The sequence below is a fragment of the Tepidimonas taiwanensis genome (assembly GCF_020162115.1).
Taxonomy (GTDB): domain Bacteria; phylum Pseudomonadota; class Gammaproteobacteria; order Burkholderiales; family Burkholderiaceae_C; genus Tepidimonas; species Tepidimonas taiwanensis.
Genome location: NZ_CP083911.1, coordinates 333465 through 357481 on the forward strand (window position 1 = coordinate 333465; position 24017 = coordinate 357481).

25 protein-coding genes and 1 tRNA gene are annotated in these 24017 nt (G+C 70.7%); 15 read left to right on the forward strand and 11 right to left on the reverse strand.

The window, feature by feature from the left end:
• Positions 1-1623 (forward strand): thymidine phosphorylase family protein, encoded by a 1623-nt coding sequence (locus LCC91_RS01550; protein WP_082007682.1) that lies wholly within the window; start codon positions 1-3, stop codon positions 1621-1623.
• Between the two features lie 2 nt (positions 1624-1625).
• Positions 1626-2573: a ribose-phosphate diphosphokinase gene (locus LCC91_RS01555; protein ID WP_052231708.1), complete on the forward strand. Its 948-nt coding sequence runs from the start codon at positions 1626-1628 to the stop codon at positions 2571-2573.
• Positions 2574-2685: 112 nt separating this feature from the next.
• Here LCC91_RS01555 and LCC91_RS01560 read toward each other — a convergent pair whose 3' ends face one another.
• Positions 2686-4206 carry a potassium/proton antiporter gene (locus LCC91_RS01560; protein WP_224440984.1) on the reverse strand — a complete coding sequence of 507 codons (1521 nt, stop codon included), beginning with the start codon at positions 4204-4206 and terminating at the stop codon, positions 2686-2688.
• 191 nt (positions 4207-4397) lie between these two features.
• On the opposite strand from LCC91_RS01560, the gene LCC91_RS01565 reads away from it, so the two are divergent.
• The 3 genes from LCC91_RS01565 (at position 4398) to LCC91_RS01575 (ending at position 7915) form a co-directional block, all read left to right on the forward strand.
• The gene (locus tag LCC91_RS01565) at positions 4398-6203 is read left to right on the forward strand and encodes a sensor domain-containing diguanylate cyclase (protein ID WP_221934158.1); all 1806 of its coding nucleotides are present in this window, start codon (positions 4398-4400) and stop codon (positions 6201-6203) included.
• Between the two features lie 95 nt (positions 6204-6298).
• On the forward strand, positions 6299-6868 hold the full coding sequence (msrA, locus tag LCC91_RS01570) for a peptide-methionine (S)-S-oxide reductase MsrA (protein WP_224440985.1): 570 nt from the start codon (positions 6299-6301) through the stop codon (positions 6866-6868).
• Between the two features lie 69 nt (positions 6869-6937).
• A complete protein-coding gene (locus tag LCC91_RS01575) occupies positions 6938-7915 on the forward strand; it encodes an AEC family transporter (protein ID WP_043702862.1) in 978 nt (325 codons plus the stop codon).
• On the opposite strand, the gene LCC91_RS01580 is transcribed toward LCC91_RS01575, so the two are convergent.
• Both LCC91_RS01580 and LCC91_RS01585 read right to left on the reverse strand, forming a co-directional pair.
• Positions 7905-8396: a TM2 domain-containing protein gene (locus LCC91_RS01580; RefSeq protein ID WP_143898005.1), complete on the reverse strand. Its 492-nt coding sequence runs from the start codon at positions 8394-8396 to the stop codon at positions 7905-7907. The two genes, LCC91_RS01575 and LCC91_RS01580, sit on opposite strands and share 11 nt — an antisense overlap.
• Positions 8397-8551: 155 nt before the next feature.
• Positions 8552-9085 carry a GNAT family N-acetyltransferase gene (locus LCC91_RS01585; protein WP_043702864.1) on the reverse strand — a complete coding sequence of 178 codons (534 nt, stop codon included), beginning with the start codon at positions 9083-9085 and terminating at the stop codon, positions 8552-8554.
• Between the two features lie 109 nt (positions 9086-9194).
• On the opposite strand from LCC91_RS01585, the gene rpsP reads away from it, so the two are divergent.
• The 5 genes from rpsP to LCC91_RS01610 all read left to right on the forward strand — a co-directional run bounded on the left by rpsP (position 9195) and on the right by LCC91_RS01610 (position 13115).
• Positions 9195-9467 carry a 30S ribosomal protein S16 gene (rpsP, locus tag LCC91_RS01590; RefSeq protein WP_043702866.1) on the forward strand — a complete coding sequence of 91 codons (273 nt, stop codon included), beginning with the start codon at positions 9195-9197 and terminating at the stop codon, positions 9465-9467.
• 14 nt (positions 9468-9481) lie between these two features.
• Positions 9482-10072 (forward strand): ribosome maturation factor RimM, encoded by a 591-nt coding sequence (rimM, locus tag LCC91_RS01595; protein ID WP_043702868.1) that lies wholly within the window; start codon positions 9482-9484, stop codon positions 10070-10072.
• A 53-nt stretch (positions 10073-10125) separates the two neighbouring features.
• Positions 10126-10935, forward strand: coding sequence for a tRNA (guanosine(37)-N1)-methyltransferase TrmD (gene trmD, locus LCC91_RS01600; RefSeq protein WP_043702870.1), 810 nt, complete (start codon positions 10126-10128; stop codon positions 10933-10935).
• Between the two features lie 123 nt (positions 10936-11058).
• Positions 11059-11415, forward strand: a complete 357-nt coding sequence (gene rplS / locus LCC91_RS01605; RefSeq protein WP_043702872.1) for a 50S ribosomal protein L19 — start codon at positions 11059-11061, stop codon at positions 11413-11415.
• Positions 11416-11777: 362 nt separating this feature from the next.
• A complete protein-coding gene (locus LCC91_RS01610) occupies positions 11778-13115 on the forward strand; it encodes a DUF3422 family protein (protein WP_043702874.1) in 1338 nt (445 codons plus the stop codon).
• A gap of 36 nt (positions 13116-13151) precedes the next feature.
• On the opposite strand, the gene LCC91_RS01615 is transcribed toward LCC91_RS01610, so the two are convergent.
• The 4 genes from LCC91_RS01615 to ftsY all read right to left on the reverse strand — a co-directional run bounded on the left by LCC91_RS01615 (position 13152) and on the right by ftsY (position 16998).
• Entirely contained in the window at positions 13152-13784 is a 633-nt protein-coding gene (locus LCC91_RS01615; RefSeq protein WP_058616297.1) for a c-type cytochrome, read from the reverse strand.
• Positions 13785-13878: 94 nt separating this feature from the next.
• On the reverse strand, positions 13879-15165 hold the full coding sequence (locus tag LCC91_RS01620) for an NAD(P)/FAD-dependent oxidoreductase (RefSeq protein ID WP_043702938.1): 1287 nt from the start codon (positions 15163-15165) through the stop codon (positions 13879-13881).
• Positions 15166-15189: 24 nt separating this feature from the next.
• Entirely contained in the window at positions 15190-15489 is a 300-nt protein-coding gene (locus LCC91_RS01625; RefSeq protein WP_043702876.1) for a c-type cytochrome, read from the reverse strand.
• A 189-nt stretch (positions 15490-15678) separates the two neighbouring features.
• Positions 15679-16998, reverse strand: a complete 1320-nt coding sequence (gene ftsY, locus LCC91_RS01630) for a signal recognition particle-docking protein FtsY (protein WP_058616295.1) — start codon at positions 16996-16998, stop codon at positions 15679-15681.
• 185 nt (positions 16999-17183) lie between these two features.
• Between ftsY and LCC91_RS01635 the strand changes: the two genes are divergently transcribed.
• The 5 genes from LCC91_RS01635 to LCC91_RS01655 are packed head-to-tail and all read left to right on the forward strand — an operon-like array spanning position 17184 to position 21311.
• A complete protein-coding gene (locus LCC91_RS01635) occupies positions 17184-18491 on the forward strand; it encodes a M16 family metallopeptidase (RefSeq protein WP_224440986.1) in 1308 nt (435 codons plus the stop codon).
• On the forward strand, positions 18488-19855 hold the full coding sequence (locus LCC91_RS01640) for a M16 family metallopeptidase (protein ID WP_224440987.1): 1368 nt from the start codon (positions 18488-18490) through the stop codon (positions 19853-19855). The genes LCC91_RS01635 and LCC91_RS01640 overlap by 4 nt, the downstream gene beginning before the upstream one ends.
• The gene (gene rsmD, locus LCC91_RS01645; RefSeq protein WP_043702878.1) at positions 19852-20469 is read left to right on the forward strand and encodes a 16S rRNA (guanine(966)-N(2))-methyltransferase RsmD; all 618 of its coding nucleotides are present in this window, start codon (positions 19852-19854) and stop codon (positions 20467-20469) included. Before LCC91_RS01640 ends, rsmD begins: the two co-directional genes overlap by 4 nt.
• Positions 20466-20972: a pantetheine-phosphate adenylyltransferase gene (gene coaD, locus LCC91_RS01650; RefSeq protein ID WP_043702880.1), complete on the forward strand. Its 507-nt coding sequence runs from the start codon at positions 20466-20468 to the stop codon at positions 20970-20972. The genes rsmD and coaD overlap by 4 nt, the downstream gene beginning before the upstream one ends.
• A 36-nt stretch (positions 20973-21008) precedes the next feature.
• Positions 21009-21311 carry a YfhL family 4Fe-4S dicluster ferredoxin gene (locus tag LCC91_RS01655; protein WP_043702882.1) on the forward strand — a complete coding sequence of 101 codons (303 nt, stop codon included), beginning with the start codon at positions 21009-21011 and terminating at the stop codon, positions 21309-21311.
• Between the two features lie 62 nt (positions 21312-21373).
• Here the strand turns inward: LCC91_RS01655 and pth are convergent, their stop codons facing one another.
• The 4 genes from pth to LCC91_RS01675 all read right to left on the reverse strand — a co-directional run bounded on the left by pth (position 21374) and on the right by LCC91_RS01675 (position 23969).
• The gene (gene pth / locus LCC91_RS01660; protein ID WP_224440988.1) at positions 21374-22006 is read right to left on the reverse strand and encodes an aminoacyl-tRNA hydrolase; all 633 of its coding nucleotides are present in this window, start codon (positions 22004-22006) and stop codon (positions 21374-21376) included.
• 117 nt (positions 22007-22123) lie between these two features.
• Complete coding sequence (locus LCC91_RS01665; protein ID WP_058616606.1) at positions 22124-22750, reverse strand: 50S ribosomal protein L25/general stress protein Ctc; 627 nt, start codon at positions 22748-22750, stop codon at positions 22124-22126.
• Between the two features lie 129 nt (positions 22751-22879).
• Entirely contained in the window at positions 22880-23866 is a 987-nt protein-coding gene (locus LCC91_RS01670; RefSeq protein WP_058616605.1) for a ribose-phosphate pyrophosphokinase, read from the reverse strand.
• Positions 23867-23892: 26 nt separating this feature from the next.
• Positions 23893-23969, reverse strand: a tRNA-Gln gene (locus tag LCC91_RS01675).
• Positions 23970-24017: the final 48 nt, after the last annotated feature.

Here is a 24017-nt window from a genome sequence, read left to right on the forward strand (position 1 = left end):
ATGTCCACACCCCCATTCCCCTCCGCTTCCGCCGACCTGCTCAAGCTCTCGCCGTGTCCGCCCGTGGCACCGGAGGCGGCGGGCGAGGCGCCGCTGAAACTGCGCCGCGTCGCCATCGACACCTATCGCGAGAACGTCGCCTACCTCCACCGCGACTGCGAGCGCTATCGCGCCGAAGGCTTCCAGGCCCTGTCCAAGGTGGAGGTACGCGCCAACGGCCGCATGGTGCTCGCGACGCTCAACGTCACGCACGACCCGCGCATCGTCAAGTGTGACGAGATCGGGTTGTCCATCGACGCCTTCGCGCAGCTGGGGGTGGAGCCCGGCCACCCGGCGACCATCTCGCAGGCCGAGGCGCCGGCGTCGATCGCCGCGCTGCACCGCAAGATCAACGGTGAACGGCTCGATCGCGAGGCGTTTCGCGCCATCGTGCGCGACATCGCCGAGCGCCGCTATTCCAAGATCGAGCTGTCGGCCTTCGTCGTCGCCACGCACAGCGGTGAGCTCGACCGCGAGGAGGTGTACTTCCTGACCGAGGCGATGATCGACGCCGGGCAGCGGCTCGACTGGCGCGAGCGCCTCGTGGTCGACAAGCACTGCATCGGCGGCATCCCGGGCAATCGCACGTCGATGCTGGTCGTGCCCATCGTCGCCGCGCACGGGCTGGTCTGTCCCAAGACCTCGTCGCGTGCCATCACGTCGCCGACGGGCACCGCCGACACGATGGAGGTGCTGGCCGCGGTGGAGCTGCCGATCGAGCGGCTGCGCGAGATCGTGCGCGAGCACCGGGGCTGCCTCGCCTGGGGCGGGACGGCGCAGCTCTCGCCCGCGGACGACGTGCTGATCGCCGTCGAGCGGCCGCTGTCGCTCGATTCACCCAGCCAGATGGTGGCGTCGATCCTGAGCAAGAAGGTCGCCGCCGGCTCCAACCACATCGTGCTCGACATCCCCGTCGGGCCCACCGCGAAGGTGCGCACGATGCCCGAGGCACAGCGCCTGCGCCGGTTGTTTGAATACGTGGCGCGGCGGCTGGGCATTTCGATCGACGTCGTGATCACCGACGGACGGCAGCCGATCGGCCAGGGCATCGGCCCGGTGCTGGAGGCGCGCGACGTGATGCGCGTGCTGCAGAACCACCCGCTCGCGCCGATCGACCTGCGCCAGAAGGCGCTGCGGCTGGCCGGACGGCTACTCGAGTGCGACCCCGACATCCGCGGCGGCGACGGCTACGGCATCGCGCGCGACATTCTCGATTCCGGCCGCGCGCTGGAGAAGATGCGCGCGCTGATCGCCGCGCAAGGGGCGCGCGACTTCGACCCGGAGCGGCCCCCGCTGGCGCGCCTGAGTTTCGAGGTCACGGCCCCGCGCGACGGCGTCGTCACTGGCATCGACAACCTGCAGATCGCGCGCATCGCGCGCCTGGCGGGGGCACCGAAGGTGGCGGGGGCGGGGGTCGACCTCGCGCGCAAGCTCGGCGAGCCGGTGCGCGCCGGCGAGACGCTGTACCGCGTGTATGCGGAGTATCCGGCCGACCGCGACTTCGCGCTGCAGGCCAGCACGCGCGACAGCGGCTACCGCATCGGCGACCCGCACGAGGTGCCGCAGGTCTTCGTGGAGTTCTGAACGTGCCGCTGCTGCTGTGTTTCGACGACGAGCGCGGCCCCGCGCAACGGCTGCTCGCCGCGCTGCAGGTTCGCTCGACCGCCACGGGTAATGCCGGCGACCAGGCCTGGGCGCTGGCGCCGATCGAGCGCCACCGTTTCCCGGACGGCGAGCTGCGGCTGCGCCTGCCCCCCCGGTTGCCGCCCGCGGTGGCGATCTACCGCAGCCTGCACCAGCCGAACGAAAAGCTCGTCGAGCTGCTGCTGGCCGCACCGGCCGCGCGTGCGCTCGGGGCGCAGCGGCTGTGGCTGGTGGCACCGTACCTCGCCTACATGCGGCAGGACATGGCCTTCACCCCCGGCGAGGTGGTCAGCCAGCGCCACGTCGGGCACTGGCTCGCGGCGGCCTTCGACGGGCTCATCACCGTCGATCCGCACCTGCACCGGGTGGCGACACTGGCGGAAGCGGTGCCGTTGCCCGACGCCCACGCCCTCACGGCGGCCCCGTTGCTGGCGCAGGCGATCGCCGCGCGGCGGCCCGGGGCCCTGCTGGTCGGGCCGGACGAGGAATCCGCCCAGTGGGTGCGCCAGGCCGCCGCCGCGGTCGGGCTGGAGGCGGCGGTGTGCCGCAAGGTGCGCCGTGGCGACCGCGACGTGGTGATCGAGCTGCCGCCGCAGCCCGTGCGCGGCCGCGCCGTCGTGATCCTGGACGACATGGCCAGCACCGGCCGCACCGTCGCGCAGGCCGCCATCGCGCTGCGTGCCGCGGGTGCCGTCTCGGTGGACGTGGCGGTGACGCACGCGCTCTTCATTGGCGATGCGCTCGCGGTGATGCGCACGGCGGGCGTGGGCGAGGTCTGGAGCGCCGACAGCGTGCCCCACGACAGCAACGCGGTGCCGCTCGCGCCGCTGCTCGCCGCGGCGCTGCACGACGGCGTCACCCGGTCACGCCCGGTGACTGAGGTGGGTTGACCCGACCGCGGCGCCCGCGCGGGGGCCATATCCGGGCCATGACCGCGCAGCCCATGCATGCCGGGCGCACCGACCCGCCGACATCTCGTGGCGCCGGTCCGCCCGCCAACCCTCAGCGAGCGGGTGTCGATGTGGTCCCGTTCCCGTCCTCGTCTGTATCCTCGATGCGGATGCCCACCCGCTCGATCGACCCCGCCCGCACGCGGCGCACGCTGAGCTCAGCTGGCCCCCAGCGCAGTTGGTCGCCCTCCACGGGTGGGCGCTGGCACGTGCGGCGAAACCACTCGCCCACGGTGAGGCGTTCGTCCTCGACCGTCGGCCAGCCGTAGAACTGGCACAGCGCGGCCATCGGCGTGTCGGCCGGCACCTCGAAGTCACCAAACACCCGCCGCACCGCGGCCGGGTCGTCCCGGTCCGGCAGCGCCACGCCCGTGCGGCGCGCCGCCCAAGGCAGCGTCGCGCCCTGCAACAGCAGCGACGCCAGCACCACGACGAAGGCGATGTTGAAGAAGGTCTTGGCGCCCTCGACCCCGGCCATGAGCGGAAACACCGCCAGGACGATCGGCACGGCACCGCGCAGGCCCACCCAGGCGATGAAGACGATCTCTCGTGGTGGAAATCGCAGCGGCGCCAGGCACAGCCACACCGCGACGGGGCGCGCCACCGCCATCAGCACCGCCGCCACCCCGAGCGCCGGCAGCAGCGTGCGCAGCGCCTCGGTTGGCGTGACCAGCAGCCCCAGCAGCAGGAACATGCCCGCCTGCGCCATCCAGGCGTAGCCGTCCATTGCCTGCAGCGCCGGCGCGATCGAGCCGCGCGAGCGGTTGCCGAGCACGAGGCCGAACACATAGACCGCCAGAAACCCCGAGCCGCCGATCCACGTCGTCAGCGCAAATACCGCCAGCCCCGCCGACAGCAGCAGCAACGCCCGCACGCCGCCGCCCGGCCGGGTGACGCGCGTCAACCAGCGCAGCCCGTCGGCCAGCACCCAGCCGAGTCCTGTGCCGAGCAGCAGGCCCCAGCCGAACTGCTGCGCGAGCGCCAGCAGCATCGCCCGCGCGCCGGCCGGTGCCGGCGTTTCCGCGGCCGTGGCCAGCCCGATCAACGCCAGCGTCAGAAACACCGCCATCGGGTCGTTCAGCCCGGACTCGATTTCCAGCGTCGAGGCCACCCGCTCATTGAGCCGCACGCCGGACGTCTGCAGCAGCGAAAAGACCGCCGCCGCGTCGGTGGAGCCGACGATGGCGCCGAGCAGCAGCGCGAGCCGCCAGTCCCACCCCAGCAGCCACCACGCGCCCAGCCCGGTGAGCGCGGCGCTGACGACGACCCCGACGGTGGCCAGCAGTAGCGCCGGCCTGAGCCCCGTGCGGAAGGTGGCGTACTGCGTGCGCAGCCCGCCGTCGAGCAGGATCACCGCCAGCGCGACGTTGCCCACCCAGAACGCCAGCCGGAAGTCCTCGAACAGCACGCCGCCCGGACCGTCCTCGCCCAGCAGCATCCCTGCCACCAGGAACACCAGCAGGAACGACAACCCCAGCCGCGCCGAGAACAACCCGGCCACGAGGCTCAGCAGCACCAGGGCGGAGGCGGTCAGCAGCGGCAGCGCGAGGAAGTCCAGCGACATCGTCATCATCGTGTGGGTACCATAACCGATCCTCGGGCTCCTCCAGCACCGCCGGCGCATACCCGTCGGTCGCGACGGCCGTATCGCATCGGGCACGGATCGGCTAAGATGGGTTTCCCTTCTTGAAAGATCAGCCAATGTCGTGGCGCCGGTGGCTCGTCGCGGGCCTTGCGTGGTGGTCGATCGCATGCGCCTCGGCGATGCCGGTCCTCGGGCTCGATGCGGCCGACGCGCAGGGGCGGCCACTCGGCCCGGCGGTGGAGCTGCTCGAGGACCCCGACGGGGCGCTGTCGTGGGAGCGCGTGTCGTCCGACCCCGGGCTGCCGTGGCGGCGCAGCGACATGCAGGTGCTGAACTTCAGCTTTTCCGACAGCACGTGGTGGGCGCGGCTGCGCCTGGACAACCCCGACGATGCCGCGCAGGAGCGCGCCATCGAGCTGGCGATGCCGCTGCACGACGACGTGCTGCTGACGGTGCGCAGCAGCGACGGCGACGTGCAGCAGTGGCGCACCGGCGACCGTTTCCCCTTCGCGTCGCGCCCGGTGCCGTACCGCTATCCGCTCTTCAAGGTCCGCGTGCCGGCCCGCGGACACGTGGAGCTGTGGTGGCGCTTCGCCAGCCACGACGGACTCTACGACGCGCTGCCGCTGACCCTGTGGACCCTGCCCGCGTTCACGGACAAGGGGTTTCGCGAGACGCTGATCCTCGGCGCCTACTTCGGCGCCATCGGCATCCTGATGCTGTACATGCTCGCCGCCGGGGCGCTGAACCGCGAGGCGAGTTTTGCGTGGTACGCGGCCTACCTCGGCAGTTTTCTGCTGTGGAACTACAGCTTCACCGGCTTCGGTTTCGCCACCCTGTGGCCGAGCGCCCCGGTGTTCAACAACGTCATCATCGGCGTGTCGTCCGTCGCGATCTATCTGACGCTGGGGCGGTTTACCCAGGTCTGGCTGCGCACGGCGGCGCTCGCGCCGTGGGCGGATCGCTGGCTGCGGCTGCTGATGGTGGGGATCGCGCTGCACGCGGTGCCCGCGGTGCTGGACTGGTACGCGGCGACGTTTCGCACGCTCATCCCGCTCGGGGTGTTGTTCCTCATCAGCCTGCTGGCGGTGGCGGCGCGGCTGGCGTGGCGCGGGGTGATCGAAGCGCGCCTGTACCTGATCGCGTGGGCGTTTTGGGTCACGGGGGCGCTCGTGTACTACGCGCGCGTGCTGGGGTGGCTGCCGTCGCAGCCGTGGGTGGAATACGCGCTCAACATCGGCTCGATGCTGGAGATGGTGACGCTGGCGATGATGCTGAGCTGGCGCATCCACGAGCTCAAATCGCAGGCGCGCGGCGCGCAAGAGGCGCTGCTGCACGAACAGCGCTCCCACAGCGCGCGTCTGGAATCCGAGGTGCGCGAGCGCACCCGCGCGTTGCAAGACGCCAACGCGCGGCTGGAGGAGCAGGCCGCGACCGACCCGCTGACGTCGCTGGCCAACCGCCGCGCGTTCCAGACCGTCGCCGACCGCGAGTGGCGCCGCGCGGTACGCGAGGGCCAACCCCTGGCGCTGGCGCTGCTCGACCTCGACCACTTCAAGTGGGTCAACGACGCGCTCGGCCACCCGCGCGGTGATGAGGCGCTGCGGCTCGTCGGCGGGTTGTTGCGCGAGTGGTTTCGGCGCGGCAACGAGTGGTGTTTCCGCACGGGCGGGGAGGAGTTCGCGGTGGTTGCCGCGGTCGACGATGCAGACCGCCTGACCGAGCGCCTGGAGGCGTTTCGGCGCACCTTGGACCAGCAGGTGTCGCAGTGGCTGGAACGGGCGTGCCGCGAGGTCGGCGTGGCGCTGCCGGACGACGCCGTGGGGACGGTGTCGATCGGGGTGTGCGTCAGCGCCGCCGCCGATCGCACCGCCCCCGGCGGCACCGACGACTGGGCCAGCCTGTACCGGCACGCCGACGAGGCCCTCTATGCGGCCAAGCACGCGGGGCGCAATCGTGTGATCGTCACCTCCCCGGCGGTCTGACTGGCGGCGTTGACCCGCGTCGTGGCAGGGGATGGGCAACGCGGATACCATCCGTCTGATCCCGACAGCGGATCGTGTATGGCAGGAGCGGCCCGATGACACCCACCAGCGAGTCGATGTCCCCCACCGAAACCCTCGTGCTGGCCGGCGGGTGCTTTTGGTGCACCGAGGCCGTGTTCGACCACGTGCGCGGCGTGCTCGACGTCGAATCCGGCTACAGCAACGGCCAGGCCGAGCAGCCGACGTACGAGGAGGTCTGCACTGGCCGCACCGGCTGCGCCGAAGTGGTCAAGGTGGTGTACGACCCGGCGCAGATCGACGTGCGCACGCTGCTGCACATCTTCTTCGCGACGCACGACCCGACGACGCCCAACCGCCAGGGCGCGGACGTTGGCACCCAGTACCGCAGCGGCATCTACTGGACGACGCCCGCGCAGGCCGAGGCCGCGCGCGCCGTGATCGCCGAACTGGAAGCATCCGGGGTCTACGGCGCGCCCATCGTCACCGAGGTCGAGCCGCTGCGGCACTACTGGCCCGCGGAGGCCTATCACCAGGACTTCTACGCGCGGCACCCGTACCACGGTTACTGTCTCGCTGTCGCGGCGCCCAAGGTGGGCAAGCTGCGGCGCGTCTTCGCGCAGTACCTGAAGCCCGACGCCACCTGACCGCTGCCGGGGGCGGGGCGTCGCGTTCGTGCCTGGGCGCGGGCGACCGGGTGCGTACACTCGGGTGCCGTGAACCTCGCCGACCACCCCGTCTTTCAGTCCCTGACCCCGGTGTTCCTGCTGATCGGCGCTGGCGTGCTGGCCGGCCGGCGCGGCTGGGTCGGCACGGCCGCGGTGCGGGACCTGTCCAACCTCGTCTTTTTGCTGCTGATCCCGGCGCTGCTGTTTCGCACGATGAGCCAGGTGCGCCTGGAGACGCTGGACTGGCGCCCCGTGGCGGCGTACTTCAGCGCGGTGTTGCCGTGGTTCGCGCTGCAGGTGGCGTGGCGCGGTTTCCACCCGCGCGGGGTGGTGCTGGCGCTGGGCGGGACGTTTTCCAACCTGGTGATGATCGGCATCGCGCTGGTCGGGCTGGCGTACGGACAGGCCGGCGTGGTCACGCTGCTGACGCTGATCGCGGTGCACGCGCTCATTCTGCTCACCACGGCGTCGGTGACGCTGGAGCTGGCCGATGCCCGCGCCCGAGCGCGGCAGGCGGCGGACGGCGGGCCGCGCGCGCGGCTGTGGGCCGCGGCCGCATCGGCCATTCGCGGCTCGGTGATTCACCCGATACCGCTGCCGATCGCGTGCGGGCTGCTGTGGGGCGCGACCGGCTGGTCGATGCCCGCGGTCGTGGACCGGCCGCTGCAGCTCCTCGGGCAGGCGTTCGGCCCGCTGGCGCTGGTGCTGGTGGGGGTGAGCCTCGCGCACACGCCGCTGCGCGGGCGCTGGGGCGAGGCGTGGTCGGTGGCGCTGGCGAAAAACGTCGTGCTGCCGGTGCTGGTCGCCGTGTCGGCGTGGCTGTGGGGATTGCGCGGGCTGCCGCTGACGGTGCTGGTGGTGGCTGCCGGCGTGCCCGTCGGGGCCAACGTCTTTTTGTTCGCGCAGCGCTACCGCGTCGCGCAGGACGAGGTGACCGCCGCCACCGGGCTGTCGACGGCGCTGGCGCTGTTGACGCTCAGCGGCTGGATGCTGCTGATGGGCTGGGTGGGCCGCGTCACTGGCTGATGCGCAGGCCCTCCTCGATCTGGTATTCGAAATAGCGCTGGAAGCTGAATGCGAGCCCTGCCATCAGGGCGGTCGCCCCCACCATCAGCGACAGCACCACCGCGAGGACGGTCAACCAGTTCGTCGCGCCCGGCCGCGCGTCCGCCGCCAGGTGTGGGTTGTGGCGCGCGTTCCAGCGCTCCGGTGGCTGCAGCGCATAGACGATGGCCGACAGACACGCCGCCACCAGCCCGAGCCCGAGGAACGGCAGCAGCACCCACGAGAGCTTGTCGTCCTGCCCGTACGTCAGCACGCGATCGACCCCCCACAGGCCCAGCGCCGTCGGGATGGCGTGCAACCACCCCCAGACGTCGCCGAAGCCGTGCAGGTAGAAGCGGTGCCAGCCGAGGCCGCCGCCGATGAAGGCGAGCCACGCGGCCACGGTTTTGTTGCGGGGACGGGCGGGTGCGGTGGGGGTGGAGGCGTTCAAGGGGGCGTTCATGGGCGTGACGTGATCGTTTGGCCGGGAAGACGCTGTCGGGGAGTCAGACACTGTCCGGGAGTTTTCCGACGCGAATCCGGTTCCGCACACCCGCGCGCCAGCACCCGTCTGTCGGTTCCGACGCGCGTGTCCATCGCGGGGGATGGCCCCATGCGTCAGGCGTCGGCGGGTGGGGTGGTATCGCCCGGACCCAGGGACTTTTCCATCAGCACGATGTCGAGCCAGCGGCCGAATTTCCACCCGCACGAGCGCACGACGCCGACGCGCTCGAACCCCAGCGCGGTGTGCAGCCCGATCGAGCCCGCGTTGGCCGAATCGCCGATCACCGCCATCACCTTGCGGATCCCGCGCGCCTCCAGTTGCAGCAGCAGCTCGGCCAGCAGCGCGCGGCCCAGGCCGCGGCCCGCCGCGTCGGGCGCGACGTAGATCGAATCTTCGACGGAATAACGGTACGCCGGCCGCGGCTTGAACCAGTTGCCGTAGGCAAAGCCGACGACGCGGCCATCGACCTCGGCCACGAGCCACGGCAGTCCCTTGGCCAGCACGTCCGCGCGGCGCGATGCCATCTCGTCGACGGTCGGGGGCGTGGTCTCGAACGTGCCGGTGCCGTGCAGCACGTGGTGGCCGTAGAGCTGGGCGATGGCGGGCAGGTCGTCGTCGCGGCTGGGACGGATCAGGGGGGATTTCACGGGTCGAGGGCTATAATGGCGGGTTTGCAACGTTTTACTGGCCAGGTGGCCAGCCGTGTCTGAAGGCGTTGCCTCCACCGTCTCGTCGAACAGTTCGCAAGGATAAACCATGGTCGTGATCCGACTCGCCCGTGGCGGCTCGAAGGCCCGCCCGTTCTACCACATCGTCGTCGCCGACAAGCGTTGCCGCCGTGACGGCCGCTTTATCGAGCGCATCGGCTTCTACAACCCGATCGCGCGCGGCAACGACGTGCCGCTCAACATCGCGCAGGACCGCCTCGCGTACTGGCTGGGTGTGGGCGCGCAGCCGTCCGACACCGTGCAGCGCCTGATCAAGCAGGCGCCCAAGGTCGCGCCCACCGCCGAGGCCGCGGCCGCCTGATCGCCGGAGTGCGCATGACCGACCCCGTGCCGTGGCATGTGGCCGCGCTGCCGGCCGATGCGGTCGAGGTCGGTCACGTGCAGCAGGCCTGGGGGGTGCGCGGCTGGGTGCGGGTGCACAGCCTCAGCCGCGGCGGCGACGCGCTGCTGCACGCCCGACGCTGGTACCTGCAGCCCCCGGCCCCCGGGGGGGCGCGGGCCAAGCCCTTCGACGCCTTCGAGGGCGTGGTGGCCGTGACGGTCGCCGAAGCGCGCTGGCACGGCGATGGCCTCGTGGCGCGCTTTGAAGGGCTGGACGACCGTACGCACGCCGAACAGCTGCGCGGTGCGCGCATCGCCATCGCGCGCGCCGACTTTCCCGCGCCCGAGGGGCCTGACGAGTACTACTGGGTCGACCTGATCGGCTGCACCGTCGTCAACCGCGAGGGCATCGTGCTCGGGGTCGTCACCGATCTGCTCTCCACCGGACCGCACGATGTCCTGTGCGTGCGTGATGGCAGCGGGGAGGCGGCGACCGAACGCCTGATTCCCTTCGTCGGGGCGTACGTTGACGCGGTCGACCTGCCGGCGCGGCGCATCACCGTCGACTGGCAGCCCGACTACTGAACCGGCGCGTCTCCGCGCGCCGGTTGCCGTGCCGCCATTCCCGTCCGCGCGCGATGCGATTTGACATCATCACCCTCTTTCCCGAGCTCATCGAGCCGTACCTGTCGGCCGGTGTGACGCGCCGCGCCTTCGCGGGCGGCGCGGTGACGGTGCGCCTGTGGCCGTTGCGCGATCACGCCGATGGTCACTACCGCCGCGTCGACGACCGGCCGTTTGGCGGCGGGCCGGGCATGGTGATGATGGCCGAGCCGCTGTACCGCTGCTGGCGGGCCATCCGGGTGGACCGCGGGCTCGACGCCGTGCGCGCTCCGGGCGCCCCGGTCGACGTGCCGACGGTGCTGTTTTCTCCGGCGGGTGAGCGCCTGACGCACGCGGTCGTCGCGCGCTACGCGGCGGCGGATGCGCCCGGCGCGATCCTCGTGTGCGGGCGCTACGAAGGGGTGGACCAGCGGTTCATCGACGCCTGTGTCGACGCGCAGATCAGCCTGGGCGACTTCGTTCTTTCCGGGGGGGAAATCGCCGCGGTCGCGCTGCTGGATGCGGTGGCCCGGCTGCAGCCGGGCGTGCTGGGCGATGCCGCGAGCGCCGAGCAGGACAGCTTCAATCCCGCGGTGGACGGGCTGCTCGACTGTCCGCACTACACGCGACCGGAGGTCTGGGAAGGGCCGCACGGCCCGGCCGGCGTGCCGCCGGTGCTCCTGTCGGGGCACCACGGGCAGATCGCGTCGTGGCGGCGGGCGCAACGGCTGCTCGCGACGGCCCGCGCACGTCCGGATCTGCTGGCCGAAGCCCGCGCTCGCGGGGTCGTGACCCCCGCGGATGAGCGGTGGCTGGGCGAAGCGGGCTATAATGAAAAGCTTTGATCCTCTGTCCGGCTTCGGTGCGGGGGTTCGTCCGATGCGGGCGGGCCGATGTGCGCCGGGCGGGTCGTCGCAAGGGTGGCGATCCGTGCACAGTGCAGCGCGGTCACGATCACGGTGCATGCCATGAACCTCATCCAGATCCTCGAGCAGGAAGAAATCGCTCGCCTGAACAAGACCATCCCGGCCTTCGCGCCCGGCGACACGGTGGTCGTCAACGTCAACGTCATCGAAGGCAACAAGAAGCGCGTGCAGGCCTACGAAGGCGTCGTCATCGCCAAGCGCAACCGTGGCCTGAACTCCAGCTTCATCGTGCGCAAGATCTCCAACGGCGAAGGTGTGGAGCGTACGTTTCCGCTGTACAGCCCGCTGATCGCCAGCATCGAGGTCAAGCGCCGCGGTGACGTGCGCCGCGCCAAGCTGTACTACCTGCGCGGCCGCACCGGCAAGTCCGCCCGCATCAAAGAGAAGTTGGGCGCATAAACGTCCAACTTCCGCCAAACGCTCGTCGCGCAGGTGGCAAGCTTTCGCTAAAAGCTGGGCGCGTAAGCGACGGGCTTTCGTCAAGAGCTGGGCGCTCGCGTCCAGGCTTGCGAGATATCGGGCGTACCCACGTTCGATACTCGCCGCGTGCGGTGCGTGTGGGCGGCCTCTAGCCAATCGCTGGTCGCCGTGCCCACGCGGCGACGTTACAGAGTACGGCAGGCAGCGGGCGGCTGTACCCCGGCTCCTCAGGTGCCGGTACGGTCGTCAGACTGCGTGGTCTCCAACCCCGCCGGGCCTCGCGCCCGTGCGGGGTTTTGCTGTGATGCGGCGTTCGTGACGGGTGTGCTATGGTTGCGCCCATGAAGGTTGCGGATCCTGATGGGGGTATCGTGGGTGCCCTGCCCGCCGACGACGCGCGCCGCCGCGCGCTGCACAACGAGGTGCACGCGCGGCCGCCGGCGCGCATCCGGCTGCCGGCGCTGGTCGTGTACGTTGCGGTGATGCACGACGGGGTCGACCGCCGGCAGGAGCTGGAGCACCTGCGCCGGCTCCCCGGGCAAGAGCACCTGACCGAAGGGGACCTGGCGGGCAACTTTTTGCGCCTGCGATGCGCGCCCGGCTACACGCTCAAGTGGGAGCGGCACACCGAGTTCTCGCGCTACTCGGTGGTGCAGCCGCTGCCGGCGGGGGCGGGGCTCGGGGTGCGCGATCCGGATTTGCAGCCGCACGCGATGCTGCCGCCGGGTTGGCTGGCCGCGATACCGGGGCGGACGATCTGCGCGATCGAGCTGGCGCTGGTGCCCGGCGATCTGACCGATCCCCCGACGCTGCTGGAGCAGGCGCGGGCGTGGTTCGACGAGCGGCCGGTGGTCGCGGCGTTGCTGGGGCGTGATGCCCACTCGATGGTGGTGACTGACTTCTGGCTGCGCGACGACGGGTTCGAGCGCATGCTGGTGATCGCACCGCCGACGACCAGCGAGACGCGCGCCGGGCGGATCTCGGCGCGGCTGCTCGAACTCGAGACCTACCGGATGGTGGCGCTGCTCGGTCTGCCGGTGGCCAAGGCGCTGGGTGGACCGCTGGCCGATGCGGAGCAGCGGCTGGCGCGGCTCGCCGCCGCGATGGAGGCGAAGACGACGCCGGACCACGTGCTGCTGGACGAGCTCGTGGGGTTGGCGGCGACGGTGGAGCGTGCGATCGCCGAGCACAGCTACCGCTTTTTCGCCACGCGCGCCTACGAGCGCATCGTCGCGCAGCGCATCGCGGAACTCCGCGAGCGGGCCATCCCGGGGACGCAGACGATCAGCGAGTTCATGCAGCGGCGCCTGGCGCCGGCGATCGCGACCGTTGCGTCGGTCGAACAGCGGCTGGCCGCGCTGTCCGAGCGCGTCGCGCGCACCAGCGCGCTGCTTCGCACGCAGGTGGACATCGCCCGCGAGGACCAGAACCGCCAGTTGTTGGAAAAGCTCACGCGCGGCCAGGCACTGCAGTTACGGCTGCAGACGACCGTCGAGGGCCTGTCGATCGCGGCGATCTCGTACTACGTGATCAGCCTGGTGCTCTATGGTGCCAAGGCGCTGAAGTCCGCGGGTGTACCGTTACACCCGGAACTGACCGCCGGGGCGCTGATGCCGGTGGTGCTGTGGGGCGTGTGGCGGCTGACGCGGCGCATCCACGCCAAGCTGCACGTCGACTGACCCGTCACGGTGCCGGTCCGGAGCGGACCGCACCGCTCACTTGGTGCTCAGGTACTCGGCGACCGCGGCCATTTCCAGCTCGGTCATTTTCTCCGCGACGGCGTGCATCACGACATTGTCGTTGGTGCGCTGGCGTTGGTTGAACTGCTTGAGCTGGGTGAAGAGGTAGCCCGACAACTGCCCGGCCAGCCGGGGCAGATTGGCCGCACCGTGGCCGTCTGGCCCGTGGCAGGCGGCGCACGCCGGCACGCCGCTGAATTTGTTGCCGTTCTGGTACAGGTACGCGCCGATCGCCGCGAGCCCCGTGTCCTTGACGTTGTCGCGCACCGGCGGAAGCTTTTCGTAGTAGCGCCCGAGCGCCACCATTTCGTCGTCGGTCAGCCGGGCGACCATTTCGGCCATCGCGGTGCTCTTGCGTTCACCGCTCTTGAACGCGCGCAGCTGCTTGGTGATGTACTCGGCGTGCTGCCCGGCCAGGCGAGGGAAGATTTCGCTGGCCGATTCGCCCTGGTCACCGTGGCACATGGCGCACACGCCGTTGGCGATCTTGCGCGCACGCGCGTCGTCGGCCTGGGCCCACGACGCGCCGGCGACGGCCGCCAGGGTACCGGCCACGACCACGGCGCGCCAGCCGTGCCGGATGGGGGGGAGGGTACGGATGCGCTTCATGGGGAGGTATGTATGAGCGACTAATGATGTTCCAATATATGACCCGATGAAAAACCCGCCTGACGCGAGGGACGACAGGCGGGTCGCAGGGGCTTTATGCCAGCGTATCGGCCCAGATGTTGCGCGCCCAGGCCAGCGCGTAGCGGCCCTCGAGCTCGCTGGCACGGGCCGAGACACCGCCCGAGCCCGGGACGGTCAGCATCGTCTTTTTCTCCGGGTCGTAGCGGTGGACGCTGGCCACGTGCACCACGTCCTCGTCGGTGACGAAGCTGTAGCAGGTGTTGGCGTACAGCGGTGTCTTCGGCGGCTCCTTGCCCATCAGCAGGCTCACCACCGCCGCCGCGCAGGTCTTGCCGTGCTGGTTGGCCATGTGACCGGACTTGGGCATCGCCGGCGCGATTTGGATCGCGTCGCCGAGCACGTGCACGTTCTTCACCGCCTTCGATTCGAAGGTGAGGAAGTCCACTTCGCACCAGCGCTTGTTGGCCGTGGCAAGCCCCGCCTGCACCGCGATGTCACCGGCGCGCATGTTGGGCACGACGTTGAGTACCGCGCCCTTGAAGTCATCGTTGAACTCGAACTTCAGCGTGTTGGTGGCGGCGTCCACGTCGACCACGCGGTGCTTGGGCCGGTACTCGATGATGCCCTTGTAGTGCTCGTCCCACGCCTTCAGGAACAAGGCCTTCTTCGACTGGATGTCGTCGTTGGCGTCGAAGATGATGACTTTGCTCTTCGGCTTGGCTTTCTTGAAGTAATGCGCCACCATGCAGGCACGCTCGTACGGGCCGGGCGGGCAGCGGTACGGCGCCAGCGGGATGGACAGCGCGTACACGCCGCCGTCGGGCATGTCCTCGAGCTGCTTGCGCAGCGCCACCGTCTGCGGACCGGCTTTCCACGCGTGCAGCACCTTGTCTTGCGCGCCGGGTTTGGCCATGCCGGGCAGTGTCTCCCACATGAAGTCGATGCCCGGCGAGACGATCAGGCGGTCGTAGCCGATCTCACCGCCGCCGGCGAGCTTGACGACGCGCTTCTCGGGGTCGATCGCCGTGGCGCGGTCACGCACGATCTTGACGCCGTGGCGCTTTTCCAGGTTGTCGTACGGAATCGTGATGTCGGCGATTTGCTTGATGCCGCCGATCACCAGGTTCGAAATCGGGCAGGAGATGAACTGCGCGTTCGGCTCGATCAGCGTCACGCGCACCTTGCCTTCGGAGAACAGGCGCGTGTACTTGGCCGCCGTGGCGCCGGCGTAGCCACCCCCGATGACGACGACGTGCGGGCCGCTGCCGCCGGCCGTGGTGCTGGCGCAGCCACCGAGCAGACCGAGCGAGCCCAGCGCCGAGCCCGCCGCGACGGTTTGGACGAAATGACGACGTTGCATGGTCATGGTAGGGTCTCCCGGCGGTCAGGGTTTTTGGGCGGCGAAGTAGGCGGCGATGGCCTTGAGCTCGTCGTCGCTGTAGCCTTTGGTGAGTTGGTGCATGATGGTGGCCGGTTTGCGCCCGGCCTTGAAGTCCAGCAGTTTCTGCACCATCTCGTCCTTGTTCTTGCCGGCGAGGGCCTCCATGCCGGGCTGCGCGCGCCCGTCGGTGCCGTGGCAGTTGGCGCAGGCCGCCGCCCACACCTTGACCTGGTCCACCTGCGCCTGGGCCAGCGTCGCTGCGCCGGCCAGGCATGCTGCCAATACATACCGCGCTGTTTTCATCGTTGATGATCTCCTCTGGGGGTTACGGCAACCGCGCCGCAGCCGGACTGTTTGTATCACGACATTCTGATATAAACAATCCGTGCTAATTCTAGGGACCGACCCGACACGGACCTTACCGCAGCGGGTCGCGACCGGCCATCGGGTGAACCCCGAAATCCGTGTCGGTGGTAGGGATTCGCAGGGGGCTCACCCGAGGAGCGCGGTCGCGAACTCCCGCGCGTCGAAGGGTTGCAGGTCCTCGAGCTTCTCGCCCACGCCGATGAAATACACGGGCAGGCTGCGGCGCTGCTCGCGCGCCCACATCGCGATGGCGGCGAGCACCCCGCCCTTGGCGGTGCCGTCGAGCTTGGTGACGATGAGGCCCGTGAGTTGCAGCGCGGCGTCGAAGGCTTTGACCTGCGCGAGGGCGTTCTGGCCGGTGTTGCCGTCGATGACGAGCAGCACCTCGTGCGGGGCGCCGGGGTCGGCTTTTTGTACCACGCGCTTGATCTTGCGCAGCTCCTCCATCAGGTGCAGCTGCGTGGGCAGCCGCCCCGCGGTGTCGACGATCACCACGTCCTTGCCGCGCGCGCGGCCGGCCGAGACGGCGTCGAACGCCACCGCCGCGGGGTCGCCGCCCTCCTGGCTGACGATGTCGACGCCGTTGCGCTGCGCCCAGACACCGAGCTGCTCGCGCGCGGCGGCGCGGAACGTGTCCGCCGCCGCCAGCAGGACCGTGGCACCGTGGTGGGCCAGGTGCCACGTGAGCTTGCCGATCGTGGTGGTCTTGCCGGCGCCGTTGACGCCGGCGACCATCCACACCGTTGGCCCGTCGGCCTGGGCACCGACCGCGAGCGGCTTTTGCAGCGGCTGCAGCCAGTCGGCGATCACGTCGCGCAGCAGCGCGCGCACCTCCTCGGCTTCGGTGGCGCGCGCCGCCTTGACCCGCTGGCGCAGGTCCTGCAGCAGCGCGGTCGTGGCCTGGGTGCCAGCGTCGGCCATCAGCAGCGCCGTTTCCAGCTCCTCGTAGAGCGACTCGTCGATCTTGCCGCCGGTGAACACCGCCGCGAGGCTGCTGCCGGTCTTGCGCAGCCCGGCGCTCAGGCGGGCGAGCCACCCTTGGCGCGTGGCGGTCGGGGCTGGTGCGATGCCGGATTCGGCGGATTGGGCAGTGGGGGCCGCGATGGGGTGATCGGCCGTGGCAGGCGCGGCGGGCGAGGGGGCGAGAGCCACGGCGGCCGGCCCTGCACCGGTGATCGGCGCGGCGTGGATGGCCATGGGCGCTGCCCCGGCCGTATCGGAGTCGTCGGCCGTTGCCGCGGGGGGAGCGGCCGGGACCACCGCCCCGGTTGCAGGAGCGACCGTGGCCTGCGACCGCGCATCCTGTCCGTCCCGGCCATCGGGGGAGTCCGTGCCGGGCGCCGGCGTGTCCGGCGTCGCGGTGGTGTCCGATGTCCTGGCGGTGTCCGGGGCGGGCTCGGCGGCTTCCCGCGCGCCAAAGAACTTTTTCTTCAAAAACGCGAACATAAGGGGCGTCTGTCTAGAATCGACGCCATTCTATGAGAGCCCTTCTTTCGTTTGGCGGTGTTGCGTGCCGCTCGGTGCGGATATCGCGCGGGTGGTGGCGCGTGTGGAGCGCCGTGCTTCTCGGTGTTTTCGCGCTGGGGACCAGCGCCGCGGCCGCGGGTGGCGTCCAGCCGGCGGATGCCGCCGTGCCGGGTGCTTCCGTGCCGGGTGCGCGGGCGCAGACGTTTGCGCTGGCCAACGGCCTGACGGTGATCGTGCAGCCGGATCGCCGTGCGCCGACCGCGGTGCAGATGTTGTGGCTGCGCGTGGGGGCGATGGACGAGACCGACCCGGAGTCGGGCGTGGCGCACGTCCTCGAGCACATGATGTTCAAGGGCACGCCCACGGTGCCGGAAGGGGAGTACTCGCGCCGCATCGCGGCACTGGGCGGGCGTGACAACGCGTTTACGTCGCGGGACGTGACCGCGTACCACGTGCAGCTGCCGGCCGAGTACCTGCTGGAGGCACTGCGGCTGGAGGCCGACCGCTTCGCCCACAACACGTGGAGCGACGACGCGCTGCGGCGCGAACTGGCGGTCGTGCAGGAGGAGCGCCGCCAGCGCATCGAGGACGAACCGGTCGCGCAGCTTTATGAGCAGTTTTTCGCCACGGCGTGGACGGCGCACCCGTACCGCCGGCCGGTGATCGGCTGGATGGGCAACCTGCAGGCGCTCGATGCGCCCACGGTGCGCGCCTTCCATCAGCGCTGGTACGTGCCAGGTAACGCCGCGCTGGTGGTGGTGGGCGATGTGGATCCGGTACAGGTGCGGCGCTGGGCCGAGGAAACGTTCGGCGCGCTGCCGGCGCGGGCGCTGCCGCCGCGGCTGGCGGACGTGGAGCCGCAGCAGCGCGGCCTGCGCCGCATCGAGTGGCGCGGCCGTACGCAGCAGCCCACGCTGCTGATGGGCTGGCGGGTGCCGCGCCTGGCGCACCCCGACGCGGACGACGAGTCGGCGCGCGATGCGCTGGCGCTGGCGCTGATGGCCGGTGCGCTGGACGGCTACCGCGGCGCGCGGCTCGAGCGCGCGCTGGTGCAGGGGCAGGGGGGCACGCGCCTCGCGGACGCGGTGGGGGCTTCCTACGGGCTGGCCAGCCGCGGGCCGCAGCTTTTCGTGCTCAGCGCCACGGTGCGCGCGGGCACGGCGGTGGAGGCAGTCGAAGCCGCGCTGAAAGGCGAGATCGCGCGCATCGCGCGCGACGGCCTCGATCCCGCCGAATTGCAACGGGTCAAAAACCAGTGGACGGCCAGCGCCGTGTTCGACCGTGATTCGCCCTTCGCCCAGGCGCGCGAGCTGGGTATGCACTGGGCGCTGGGGTGGCCGCTGGACGCCGAGGCGCGCCTGCTCGCTCGCTTGCAGACCATCGGTGTCGAAGACGTGCAGCGCGTGGCGCGGCGGTATTTCGTCGACGAGCAGTTGACGGTCGGGGTGCTGCGGCCGGAGGGTGGGGTATGAGGCCGCGCATGGAGCGGCGCATGGGGCCCGCCGTGGGGCGGTGGGAGCGTTGGCTCGCGGCCCTCGTTTTGTGGGCGCTGGTGGGAGCGGCTTGGGCGGCGCTGCCGATCGAGCACTGGGTGCGACCGGACGGGGCGCGGGTGTACCTCGTGCGCAGCGATGCGCTGCCGATGCTGGACGTACGCCTCGAGGTCGACGGGGGCAGCCGGCGCGACCCGCCGGGGCGCGCGGGGCTGGCCGCGGCGACCGCGCGCATGCTCGCCAGCGGCGTCGCCGCGCACGGGGGGCAGTCGGCGCTCGACGAGAACGCGCTGGCCGAGGCGTGGGCCGACCTCGGGGCGCAGTGGTCGGCCACCGCGACGCTAGACCGCTTCAGCATCTCGCTGCGCACGCTCACGCGGCCGGACGTGCTGGATCGCGCGGTGTCGCTGCTCGCGCGGCAGCTGGCGGCCCCGGCGTTCGACGCCGCGGTGTGGGCGCGCGAGCGCGAGCGGCTCGTGGCCGCCTGGCGCGAGGCGCAGACCCAGCCCGACACGCTGGCGCAGCGGCGCTTTGCGCAGGCGGTCTACCGCGGCCATCCATACGGCGCCGAGGCGACGCCCGACACCTGGGCGGCGATCGACCCCGCCGCGATGCGCGATTTCTACCGTCGCCACGCCCGCGTCTGCGACGCGCGCATCACGCTGGTGGGTGCGGTCGACCGCGCGCAGGCCGACGCGATCGCGGCACGGCTGCTGGCGGGCTGGGCGGCGCACGGCTGCGAGCGGCTGCCGCCGGTGCCGGAGGTCGAGCCGCTCGCGGCATCGGTGACCGTGCGGGAGCCTTTTGCGAATGCGGCGCAGGCGCAGATCCTGATCGGTCGCCCGGGCGTGGCGCGCCACGACCCGGACTACCTGGCGCTGCAGCTGGCCAACCACATCTTCGGTGGGGGCGGCTTCACGTCGCGGCTGATGCGCGAGATCCGCGAGCAGCGCGGCCTGACGTACGGTGTCTACAGCTACTTTCTGGCGGGGCGGCACGCGGGGGCCTTCACCATCGGGCTGCAGACGCGCCCCGACCAGGCGGCGCAGGCGGTCGCACTGGTGCACGAGGCGCTGCGGCGCTACACGGCCGAGGGGCCGACCGACGACGAGATCGCCGCCGCGAAGGCGTCGTTGATCAACGGCTTTGCGCTGCGGCTCGACAGCAACCGCAAGATCCTGGATCAGGTGGCGGCCATCGCGTGGTCCGATCTGCCGCTCGACGAGCTCGAAACCTGGCGCGCGCGCGTGGCGGCGCTGGACCGCGAGACCGTGATGCGCGCGTGGCGGCGCGTCATCGACCCCGACCGGCTGGTCACCGTCGTGGTGGGGCCGAACCCGTGAGCGGGCGTGTCCGCGCGAGTGCCGCGCCGGCGGGGGAGGTGCGCATCATCGGCGGGCGCTGGCGCCGTTCGCGGCTGCCGGTGGGCGCGGCGCCGGGTTTACGGCCGACGCCGGACCGCGTGCGCGAGACGCTGTTCAACTGGCTCGGGCAGGACCTGAGCGGCTGTCGCTGCGTCGATGCGTTTGCGGGCAGCGGCGCGCTGGGGTTCGAGGCGGCGTCGCGCGGCGCGGCCGAGGTCGTGCTCATCGAGCGGGACGCGGCGTTGCAGCGGGCGCTGCGCGCCAACGTCGAGCGGCTCGGGGGGCAGCCGGTGCTGCGCGTCGTCGGCGGCGACGCGCTCGTCGCGATGGCGGCGCTGCCTGCGGGGGCGTGGGACGTGGTGTTTCTCGATCCGCCGTTCGACGACGTGCGCGCGGGCGGCGAACACCTCACGCGCGCCGCGCTGCAGGCGGCACTGCGGTTGCTGCGTCCCGGCGGCTGGGGGTACCTCGAGTCGCCGCGGGCGTGGAGCGAGGCAGAGCTGGCGACGCTCGGGTGGACCCTGCACCGCCACCTGCGCGCGGGCGCCGTGCACGCCCATCTGCTGCGCCGCGACGATAATCACGCCCCATGAGCAATGCCAGCGCGCCCCGTGTGGCCGTCTACAGCGGCACGTTCGATCCGATCACGCTCGGACACGAGGACGTGATCCGGCGCGCCGCGGGCCTGTTCGACCGCCTCATCGTCGCGGTGGCCGTCGCGCACCACAAAAAGACGCTGTTTTCACTGGACGAGCGGCTGGCGATGGTGACCGAGGCACTCGCCGACTGCCCGGCGGTGCAGGTGCTGCCGTTCGAGGGCCTGATCATGGACTTCTGCCGGGCGCACGGCGCGGTGGCCGTCGTGCGGGGCATCCGCAACATGACGGATTTCGACTACGAGGCGCAGATGGCGGCGATGAACGCGCGGCTTTTGCCCACGGTGGAGACGCTGTTTTTGCTGCCGCGGCCGACGGTGCAGTGCATTTCCAGTACGCTCGTGCGCGAGATCGCCAAGCTGGGCGGCGACGTGGGCGGGATGGTCGGCCCGGGCGTCGCGCAGCGGCTGCGGGCGGCGTTTCCCGCGGCGCAACGCTGAACGGCGTCCCTGCGCGTGGCGACCGGGGAGTGAACCATGGCCCTGATGATCACCGATGAGTGCATCAACTGCGACGTCTGCGAGCCCGAGTGCCCGAACCAGGCCATCTCGATGGGCGAGGACCACTACGTGATCGACCCGGGCCGGTGCACTGAGTGCGTGGGGCACTTCAGCGAGCCGCAGTGCGTGCAGGTCTGTCCGGTGAGCTGCATCCCGGTCAACCCGGCGCACGTCGAGGACCGCGAGACGCTGTGGCAGAAATACCGTCGCCTGCAAGCGGCGAAAGCGGCCCCGGCGGTTCCGGCCACCGAAGCGGTCCGCGCGCCAGTGTCTGAGTGAGAGCGGCCCGCTGCGCAGCGCGGTCGTACCGCCGCATTTGCAGCCGGCGGATCGTCGCGCGTTTAGCGGCCGTCCGTGCCGTCCGTGGGCGGGTGGGCGGGCCGCGGCGGTTTTGGCCGCGGCGGCTGGTTCGTGTGGATGGCCGCGGTGGCGCGGGCGACGTCGCCCGCCAGCAGCAGCGGCAACGCCCGCGCGGCGCGGTCGATCGCGCGCTCGATCGCATCGCGCTCGGCGGCGGGGGGCTTGCGCAGCACCCAGTTCGCAACCTCGGCCTTGACGCCCGGGTGGCCGATGCCCAAGCGCAGCCGCCAGTAGTCGGCGCTGCCGAGTTGCGCGTGGATGTCGCGCAGCCCGTTGTGCCCGGCGTGTCCGCCGCCGCGCTTGAGCCGCGCGTCACCGGGGGGCAGGTCCAGCTCGTCGTGCGCGACCAGGATCTCCGTCGGCGCGATCTTGAAAAAGCGCGCCAGCGCCGCCACCGACTGGCCGGAGCGGTTCATGTACGTCGTCGGCTTGAGCAGCCACAGCGGTTGACCATCGACCGTGGTACGCGCGGTCAGCCCGAAATAGGCCCGCTCCGGGTGCCAGTTGGCGCGCAGATCCTGCGCGACGCGGTCGATCCACCACCAGCCGGCGTTGTGGCGCGTGTCCTCGTATTCCGGGCCCGGGTTGCCGAGTCCCACCAGCAGCTTGATCATGGTCTCGCGAGTGTCGGACGGGGTGGCATCGCCTCCCGCGGGGCAAACGAAACGGCCCGCACGAGGCGGGCCGGCGGTGCAGGGGTGGGGTGGCCGCCGTCGCGCCCCCCCGGGGCATCACTTCTTGCCCTTCTTGCCCTTCTTGTCGTCGGCCGCCGCCGCGGTCGGGGCCGCCACCACCTCTTCCACCGGCTCGACGACGGTGGCGATGGTGGGGTTGGGCTTGCCATGCGTGACGACCTTGATGCCCGGCGCGAGCTTGAGGTCGCTCACGTGCAGGCTCTGGCCCTTGTGCAGGTTGCCCAGATCGACTTCGATGAAGTCCGGCAGTTGCGTGGCCAGGCACTCGATCTCGAGTTCGGTGACGACGTGGTTGATCAGGCACTTGTCGGCCTTGACCGCCGGCGCGTTGTCGGCGTTGACGAAGTGCAGCGGCACCTTCTTGCGCAGACGGGTGTTTTCATCGACGCGCTGGAAGTCCACGTGCAGCACCTGCGGCTTGTACGGGTGGTATTGCACGTCGCGCAGCACGACCTTGGTGGTCTGGCCGTTGAGTTCCATCTCGAGGATGGAGGTGTGGAAGGCTTCCTTCTGGATGGCCTGCCACAGCGCGTTGTGGTCCAGCTCGATCGGCTGCGGCGCGGCGTTGCCGCCGTAGACGATGCCGGGGGTCTTCCCGCTGTTGCGCAGGCGGCGGCTCGCACTCGTGCCCTGCGACTGACGCTCGAAAGCGACGAATTTCATCTGCAGTACTCCATGTCGTATGGGGCGGCCGCGACCAGCGCGCCCCGTTTGCCAAAAAGGCGGCCACGCAGGGGCCGCCCGATGCGCGGCGACCGTGGGGGGCGGCCGCCGCGGCGACGCGTCACCGCGTCATGCCTGGTTTTCCATCTGCGCGAGGAACTCCATCACGGAGTCGCCGCTGGCGATGCGCGCGATGGTCTCGCCGATCAGTGGCGCGACGCTGAGCTGGCGGATCTTGCCGCAGGCGCGCGCCGCATCGCTCAGCGGGATGGTGTTGGTCACGACCAGCTCGTCGAGCGCCGCGCCCTTGGTCACGCGTTCGACGGCGGGGCCGGAGAGGATGGGGTGCGTCACGTACGCGAACACCTTTTCCGCGCCGCGTTCCTTGAGCACCTCGGCGGCTTTGACCAGCGTGCCGGCGGTATCGACCATGTCGTCCATGATCACGCAGTGCCGGCCCTCGATGTCGCCGATGACGTGCATCACCTCGGAGACGTTGGCCTTGGGGCGGCGCTTGTCGATGATGGCGATGTCGCAGTCGAGCTGCTTGGCCAGCGCGCGCGCGCGCACGACGCCACCGACGTCCGGCGAGACGACGAGCAGGTTGGGGTACTTCTTTTGCCGCAGATCGCCCAGCAGCACCGGGGACGCGTAGATGTTGTCGACGGGGATGTCGAAAAAGCCTTGGATCTGGTCGGCGTGCAGGTCCATCGTCAGCACGCGCTCGACGCCGACGACCTGCAGCATGTTGGCGACGACCTTGGCGCTGATGGGCACGCGGCTCGAGCGCGGGCGCCGGTCTTGGCGCGCGTAGCCAAAGTACGGGATCACCGCCGAGATGCGCCCCGCCGACGCCCGCTTGAGCGCGTCGGCCATGATCACGAGCTCCATCAGGTTCTCGTTGGTCGGCGGGCAGGTCGGCTGAATGATGAAAATGTCGCGCGCGCGGACGTTTTGGCCGATCTCGACCGTCACTTCACCGTCGGAAAAGCGGCCGACGTGCGCGGCACCGAGCGTCGTGCCCAAATGGGCGGCGATTTCAGCGGCAAGGGCCGGGTTGGCATTGCCGGTGAAAAGCATGAAATCCGGAGCGTGCGCTGGCGTCGAGCGTTCCATGGTGTACCGGCACTGGGAAAGAAATTTGGCAGGGGAGGAAGGATTCGAACCCTCGCATGTCGGAATCAAAATCCGATGCCTTAACCAACTTGGCGACTCCCCTACACCGGCTCACCACGGACGCGGTGCACCGACTGCAGTGTTGCTGTTC

What these genes read in the sequence shown, in the direction of transcription:
- LCC91_RS01550 (WP_082007682.1), top strand. Translation starts at nt 1, where the DNA reads ATGTCCACACCCCCATTCCCCTCCGCTTCCGCCGACCTGCTCAAGCTC.
- LCC91_RS01560 (WP_224440984.1), bottom strand. Translation starts at nt 4,206, where the DNA reads ATGATGACGATGTCGCTGGACTTCCTCGCGCTGCCGCTGCTGACCGCC.
- LCC91_RS01565 (WP_221934158.1), top strand. Translation starts at nt 4,398, where the DNA reads ATGCCGGTCCTCGGGCTCGATGCGGCCGACGCGCAGGGGCGGCCACTC.
- msrA (WP_224440985.1), top strand. Translation starts at nt 6,299, where the DNA reads ATGACACCCACCAGCGAGTCGATGTCCCCCACCGAAACCCTCGTGCTG.
- LCC91_RS01580 (WP_143898005.1), bottom strand. Translation starts at nt 8,396, where the DNA reads ATGAACGCCCCCTTGAACGCCTCCACCCCCACCGCACCCGCCCGTCCC.
- rpsP (WP_043702866.1), top strand. Translation starts at nt 9,195, where the DNA reads ATGGTCGTGATCCGACTCGCCCGTGGCGGCTCGAAGGCCCGCCCGTTC.
- rimM (WP_043702868.1), top strand. Translation starts at nt 9,482, where the DNA reads ATGACCGACCCCGTGCCGTGGCATGTGGCCGCGCTGCCGGCCGATGCG.
- trmD (WP_043702870.1), top strand. Translation starts at nt 10,126, where the DNA reads ATGCGATTTGACATCATCACCCTCTTTCCCGAGCTCATCGAGCCGTAC.
- rplS (WP_043702872.1), top strand. Translation starts at nt 11,059, where the DNA reads ATGAACCTCATCCAGATCCTCGAGCAGGAAGAAATCGCTCGCCTGAAC.
- LCC91_RS01610 (WP_043702874.1), top strand. Translation starts at nt 11,778, where the DNA reads ATGAAGGTTGCGGATCCTGATGGGGGTATCGTGGGTGCCCTGCCCGCC.
- LCC91_RS01615 (WP_058616297.1), bottom strand. Translation starts at nt 13,784, where the DNA reads ATGAAGCGCATCCGTACCCTCCCCCCCATCCGGCACGGCTGGCGCGCC.
- LCC91_RS01620 (WP_043702938.1), bottom strand. Translation starts at nt 15,165, where the DNA reads ATGCAACGTCGTCATTTCGTCCAAACCGTCGCGGCGGGCTCGGCGCTG.
- LCC91_RS01625 (WP_043702876.1), bottom strand. Translation starts at nt 15,489, where the DNA reads ATGAAAACAGCGCGGTATGTATTGGCAGCATGCCTGGCCGGCGCAGCG.
- ftsY (WP_058616295.1), bottom strand. Translation starts at nt 16,998, where the DNA reads ATGTTCGCGTTTTTGAAGAAAAAGTTCTTTGGCGCGCGGGAAGCCGCC.
- LCC91_RS01640 (WP_224440987.1), top strand. Translation starts at nt 18,488, where the DNA reads ATGAGGCCGCGCATGGAGCGGCGCATGGGGCCCGCCGTGGGGCGGTGG.
- coaD (WP_043702880.1), top strand. Translation starts at nt 20,466, where the DNA reads ATGAGCAATGCCAGCGCGCCCCGTGTGGCCGTCTACAGCGGCACGTTC.
- LCC91_RS01655 (WP_043702882.1), top strand. Translation starts at nt 21,009, where the DNA reads ATGGCCCTGATGATCACCGATGAGTGCATCAACTGCGACGTCTGCGAG.
- pth (WP_224440988.1), bottom strand. Translation starts at nt 22,006, where the DNA reads ATGATCAAGCTGCTGGTGGGACTCGGCAACCCGGGCCCGGAATACGAG.
- LCC91_RS01665 (WP_058616606.1), bottom strand. Translation starts at nt 22,750, where the DNA reads ATGAAATTCGTCGCTTTCGAGCGTCAGTCGCAGGGCACGAGTGCGAGC.
- LCC91_RS01670 (WP_058616605.1), bottom strand. Translation starts at nt 23,866, where the DNA reads ATGGAACGCTCGACGCCAGCGCACGCTCCGGATTTCATGCTTTTCACC.